General features: G+C 60.0%; 3 protein-coding genes and 1 pseudogene. 2 read left to right on the forward strand and 2 right to left on the reverse strand.

Annotated features, from left to right (window positions below; all coding sequences use genetic code 11):
- Positions 1 to 18 precede the first annotated feature (18 nt).
- Complete coding sequence (locus CKW17_RS27485) at positions 19 to 1383, forward strand: DUF1329 domain-containing protein (RefSeq protein WP_007912796.1); 1365 nt, start codon at positions 19 to 21, stop codon at positions 1381 to 1383.
- A 175-nt stretch (positions 1384 to 1558) separates the two neighbouring features.
- Entirely contained in the window at positions 1559 to 4291 is a 2733-nt protein-coding gene (locus tag CKW17_RS27490; RefSeq protein WP_095123024.1) for a LuxR C-terminal-related transcriptional regulator, read from the forward strand.
- 86 nt (positions 4292 to 4377) lie between these two features.
- Here CKW17_RS27490 and CKW17_RS30920 read toward each other — a convergent pair whose 3' ends face one another.
- Positions 4378 to 5091, reverse strand: a complete 714-nt coding sequence (locus tag CKW17_RS30920; RefSeq protein WP_371850970.1) for a calcium-binding protein — start codon at positions 5089 to 5091, stop codon at positions 4378 to 4380.
- Between the two features lie 141 nt (positions 5092 to 5232).
- Positions 5233 to 5934, reverse strand: a pseudogene (locus CKW17_RS30925) (calcium-binding protein); the annotation flags it as partial.
- Positions 5935 to 6000 lie beyond the last annotated feature (66 nt).

Here is a 6000-nt window from a genome sequence, read left to right on the forward strand (position 1 = left end):
TTCAGGACGAACGAATTTATGAAAATAACAAAGAGTCTGTTCCACGCCGGTGTTCTGGGCCTGTCGCTGCTGGCGACCGGCGTCATGGCCGCGGTGCCTGCTGCCGAAGCCGACAAACTGGGCAAGAGTCTGACGCCGATGGGCGCCGAAATGGCCGGTAACGCCGACGGTTCGATCCCGGCGTGGAAGCCGTTGCCAAAGAATGCCGGCTCGGTCGACAGCAAGGGTTTCCTGTCCAATCCATACGCCAGTGAGCAACCGCTGTTCACCATCACGGCGAAAGACGTCGACAAGTACAAGGACAAGCTGGCGCCGGGTCAGTACGCGATGTTCAAGCGTTACCCGGAAACCTTCAAGATGCCGGTCTATCCATCCCATCGCGGGGCGACCGTGCCGGATGACGTGTTCGCCGCCATCAAGAAAAATGCCACCACCACCAACCTGGTGTCTGGCGGCAACGGTCTGGAAAACTTCGACACCGCCGTACCATTCCCGATTCCTAAAACCGGTGTGGAAGTGATCTGGAACCACATCACCCGATACCGCGGTGGCAGCGTGACCCGTCTGGTGACCCAGGCAACGCCGCAACCGAACGGCTCGTATAGCCTGGTGTACTTCCAGGATCAGTTCGTGTTCCGCGACAAGATGAAGGACTACGATCCGGCGAACCCGGGCAACATCCTGTTCTACTTCAAGCAGAAAGTGACCGCGCCGGCGCGTCTGGCCGGCGGTGTGCTGCTGGTGCACGAGACCCTTGACCAGGTAAAAGAGCCACGTTCGGCGTGGGTCTACAACGCCGGCCAGCGTCGTGTGCGTCGGGCGCCACAAGTGTCCTACGACGGCCCGGGTACTGCGGCGGATGGCCTGCGTACCTCCGACAACCTCGACATGTTCAACGGTGCACCGGATCGCTACGACTGGAAACTCGAAGGCAAGAAAGAGATGTACATCGCCTCCGACAGCTACAAGCTCGACGATCCGAAGCTGAAGTACGCCGACATCATCAAGGCCGGCCACATCAACCAGGACCTGGCGCGTTACGAGCTGCGTCGCGTCTGGCACGTGGTTGCCACCCTGAAGGAAGGCCAGCGTCACATCTACGCCAAGCGTGACTTCTATATCGACGAAGACACCTGGCAGGCAGCCGTGATCGACCATTACGACGGTCGTGGCCAACTGTGGCGTGTGGCCGAGGCGCATGCCGAGAACTACTACGACAAGCAAGTGCCGTGGTACGCGCTGGAAACCCTCTACGACCTGCAGTCCGGCCGCTACCTGGCACTGGGCATGAAGAACGAAGAGAAGAGTGCGTATGACTTCGGCTTCACTGCCACCACCAGCGATTTCACCCCGGCTGCACTGCGTCAGGATGGTGTCCGCTAACCCGCTGTAACCCGAGGCCGCATCCTCGTGAAAACGCCCCGACTGGTTCGGGGCGTTTTTTTGCCTGTAGCCTTTTTGTAGCCATTTGTAGCAGCAACCTTCATAACCGGTTCGTTTAAGGCTAGTCTGCGGACATCTGCAATGCCGCCAACAGCAATTCGAACAAGAGCCGGCCATGACCGATCTGTCCCCACTTCCGGGTCCCGCAAGCGTTGCCGTCGCGGCACTGGACGGGCGTTTTTTTCGCCCGCCGTTGCCTGACGGCTATGTCTTGCGACCACGCCTTTGCGAGCGCCTGCAGGCCGGGCTCGCTGGGCGCCTGTTGCTGGTCAGTGCTCCCGCCGGGTTCGGCAAGAGCTCGCTGGCAGTGGAGTTCTGTCAGAGTCTGCCGGCGCACTGGCAAAGCCTCTGGCTGGGGCTGAGCCCTCGCGACAGCGACCCCGGACGCTTTCTTGAACGTTTGCTTGAAGGCTTGCAGGACTACTATCCGCAACTGGGCAGTCGCGCACTCGGCCTGCTGAAAATGCGTCAACGCCATCAGCCATTTGCCTTCGAAGAATGGCTCGACGGCTTGCTCGATGAGTTGACCCTGCACCTCGATCCCGCCAAGCAGTTGCTGCTGGTGATCGACGATTACCATCTTGCCCAAGGTCCGGTACTCGACCGCTGTCTGCAGTTTTTCCTCAATCATCTGCCCGACGGCTTGCTGGTGATGGTGACCAGTCGCCAGCGCCCGGACTGGCATCTGGCACGTTTGCGTCTGTCGCGGCAGTTGCTGGAGTTGCATGAGCAGGATCTGCGCCTGACCCACGACGAAGCCCTGACCTTGCTCGATCGCCACAGCAGTTCCCTGCGCGGTGAGGCACTGGAAAACCTGATCCAGCGCAGCGAAGGCTGGGTCGCCGGTTTGCGTTTCTGGTTGCTGGCGGTGTCCGAAGCGGGCAGCGATGCGGCGCTGCCACAAGCGCTGAACGGCGGGGAAGGGCTGATCCGCGATTATCTGCTGGAAGAAGTCATCGATTGCCTGCCCGCCGAAGTGCAGGCCTTTCTCTACGACACCGCACCACAAGAGCGTTTTTGCAGCGAACTGTGCGATGCCGTCCGTGAAGCTCACGACAGTGCCGAAATTCTGCGTTTCCTGCTGGCGCATCAGGTGTTTCTGGTGCCGCTGGACGAGCACGGCCACTGGTATCGCTATCACCATCTGTTCTCGGATCTGCTGCGCAGCCGGCCGATTGCGCAAGCGATGGTGCCGACTGCCACGTTGCACCTGCGCGCCTGTCGCTGGTTCAACGCGCAGGGGCTGCTGGATGAGGCGGTCGAACAGGCGTTGCGCGCCGGCCATCTCGATGTGGCGGCAAACCTGGTGCAGAACCTCTCCGAAGAACAACTGCTGGCCGAGCAAAACGTCGGCATGCTGCTGCGCTGGAAAATGGACCTGCCCGACAGCCTGTTGATCAGCACGCCACGCTTGATCGTGTTGTACAGCTGGGCGCTGGGGCTGGCCTGTCAGCTGGATGCCGCCGAAGAGTTGTCCAGCCATCTGAGCCGTTTCCTGCCGGCGCCATCGGCCACGGCGCAAAAGTCGATGCTGGCGCAATGGCTGGCGTTGAGCGGGATCATTGCACGTGGCCGCGGCCATCGTGAGTTGACCCTCAGGTATTGCAGCGAAGCGTTGGAAAGCCTGCCGGCCAAACGCTATGGCCAGAGGCTGATGTGTTTATCGACCTTGTCCAATCTGGCCATTGCCGACGGCGATCTGTGGCGCGCCCGCGGCCTTAACCGAGAGTCGCTGGAGCTGGCGCAGCGCGTCGGCAATCCGTTGTTCGAAGCGCTGGCGCACTACGATCGTGCGCGGGTGTTGCAGGCTCGCGGCGAAATCCTGCGTGCTCTCGATGAAGTCCATCAGGGCCTGGAGCGCTTGCGCGGGTTGTCGCCACAACGCCTGTATGCGGTGCGCGCAAGGCTGACGCTGTATGAAGGTTTTCTGTTGGCCATGCGCTTGCAGCCTCAGGCGGCACGCGTGCGTTTGTTGGCCGGAATCGGCGAGGCACGCGCCTGTCGCGATATCAGCGTGTTGATCGGCCACTGCGTGATCGCCCGCCTCGACGGCAGCAGTGGCGAGTTCGCCAAGGCCTTTGCCGAACTCGCCGAAGCCGAACGCCTGATGCACATCTGGGACGTGCCGCCGATCTACTATCTGGCGATGATCACGCTGGTCAAATGTGAACTGTGGCTGGCGCAGGGGCGCACCGATCTGGCCGAGGCGTGGCTGGCGCGATTGGGGCAGACCTACACCGGCGAGCGCGCCGCTGCGCCGCCGGAGTTTCATCCTCAGTTGCCGTTGCATGTTGAACTGCAACAGGCGTTGCTCGACATGATTCAAGGGCAACCCATGCTCGCCGAAGGGCGGCTGAATGTATTGCATGAAAATGGCCAGCAAACCGGGCGGCAATTGCTCAGTGTGATGGCGTTGACGCAGAAGGTGGCGCTGCTGCTGGCAGGCGGGCGCGAGCCGGAAGCGCGCCGGGCATTGAGTCAAGCGCTTGAGGCCTCGGCCGGGGGGGTGTTGCAGCCGTTCGATTCATTGCTCAAGGAGCATCCTGACTGGTTGCGTGGGCTATTGCTGACTTCACCCTGCTTGGCAGGCCAGCAACTGCTCGGGCATATGCCCCTGGCGGCGCCCCGGCCGGGGGGCGAGTCCGCTGTCACCGAACAGCTCAGCAATCGTGAACTGGCCGTGCTGCGGTTGATTGCACGGGGCTGTTCTAATCAGGAAATCAGCGAGCAGCTGTTTATCTCGTTGCACACCGTGAAAACCCACGCCAGCCATATCAACAGCAAGCTGGGGGTGGAACGACGGACGCAGGCAGTGGCGCGGGCCAAAGAGCTGGGGTTGCTGGCTTAGGTAATAGATAACGCGAACAGAAAAACACCCCGCCTCGGCGGGGTGTTTTTATTGCTCAGCTTCGATTGTTCAGGGCCGCGAAGAGATCAGACGATGACGTCGTTCGCGCTGAGCGAGTTGACACCTACCATTTGCACTTCGAAGTAACCGCCAGCGTCTGCGCTCATGTTCCCCGATAGAACATTATCGACGAAACGCAGTTGCCCGAAGCCGGTGAATTCACTCGAGCCAACGAAGGTCATGTGCTGTAAGCCGAGGGCCATCGGGTCGCTGTCGAAATTGGAGAAATCGATTTTGTCGCCTTCCAGGGCGTTGAAATCGGTAATGACGTTTTGGGGAGAGGTTCCCCCCATTACGGCGTTAATAAGAAACAGGTTGGTGAAGGCAAAGGTATCGGCGCCTGTACCACCGTTCAGCGTGGTATTGCCGATGCCGCCGTACAGTATGTCGTTGCCTGCTCCACCGAATAGTTGGTCGATACCGTCAAAGCCCTGTAGTTCGTTATTGCCGGAGTTTCCGATCAGGATGTTATCAAGATTGTTGCCCGACAGTTTCACGTCTGCATTGCCTGTTATCGTGCCGTCCTCGACGTTATCCCCCAGCGTGTAGTCGACCGAAGTGCTGACGAGGTCGTGACCTTTATCCGGGGCCTCTAGCACGATGTCATTGACGTTATCCACGACGTATGTATCGTCGCCGCCCGCGCCAGACATTCGATCGGCACCGAGGCCGCCCGAGAGGATGTTGTTGCCCTCGTTACCATTCAAGGTGTTATCCAGCGCGCTCCCGGTCAGATTCAAGTTGGCATTGCCAGTCATAAAGCCGTTTTCGACGTTGTCCGAGAGGGTGAAATCGACGCTGGTCCAGACGGTATCAATACCTTCATCGGCAAGTTCGGTGACAACATCGTTGAGATTATCCACAAAGTAGGTGTCGTTGCCGGCACCACCGATCATGGTGTCCGCGCCAAGCCCGCCATCGATAGAGTTGGAGCCGGCATTGCCGGTGATGACGTTGTCCAGCGCGTTGCCCCTGAGCGATCCATCGGAATTGCCAATCATCGTCAGGTCTTCGACATTTGCGCCGAGGGTATAGCTGAGACTGGTTCTGACCAGGTCGTGGCCTTCACCAACCTGTTCGATAACGACATCGTTGATGTTATCCACAACGTAGGTGTCGTTGCCGGCACCACCCGTCAAGGTGTCGGCACCCATGCCACCGTCGAGGATGTTATTGCCGATGTTACCGGTGATGCGGTTGTTGACGCTGTTGCCGGTGCCGTTGAGGTTGGCATTGCCCAGCAAGATCAGGTTTTCGACGTTCTGCACCAAGGTGTAATCGATGGTCGAGAACACGCGGTCGATGGCGGTCAGCGAGGCGTCGGTTTCGATCACCACGTCACCGACGTTATCGACGTAGTAACTGTCGAAGCCACCGCCACCGATCATGGTGTCGGCCCCGAGGCCGCCGTCCAGGGTGTTGGCCTGGTCATTGCCGGTCAGGGTGTTGTTGAGGTTGTTGCCGGTGCCGTTGATCACGTCGCTGCCGGTGAGGACAAGGTTCTCGACGTTGGCACCCAGGGTGAATGCCACCGAACTGCGCACCGTGTCGATTTCGCCAGCCAGGGTGCTGGTTTCGGTCACAGTGTCGCCGTAGTTGTCGACGATGTAGGTGTCATTGCCCAGACCGCCGATCAGGCTGTCGGCCCC

This window comes from Pseudomonas sp. Irchel s3f10, from assembly GCF_900187515.1.
Classification (GTDB): Bacteria; Pseudomonadota; Gammaproteobacteria; order Pseudomonadales; family Pseudomonadaceae; genus Aquipseudomonas; species Aquipseudomonas tensinigenes.

Excerpts from the sequence above, each read along its gene's own strand:
- CKW17_RS27485 (WP_007912796.1), top strand. The coding sequence starts at position 19 with ATGAAAATAACAAAGAGTCTGTTCCACGCCGGTGTTCTGGGCCTGTCG.
- CKW17_RS27490 (WP_095123024.1), top strand. The coding sequence starts at position 1,559 with ATGACCGATCTGTCCCCACTTCCGGGTCCCGCAAGCGTTGCCGTCGCG.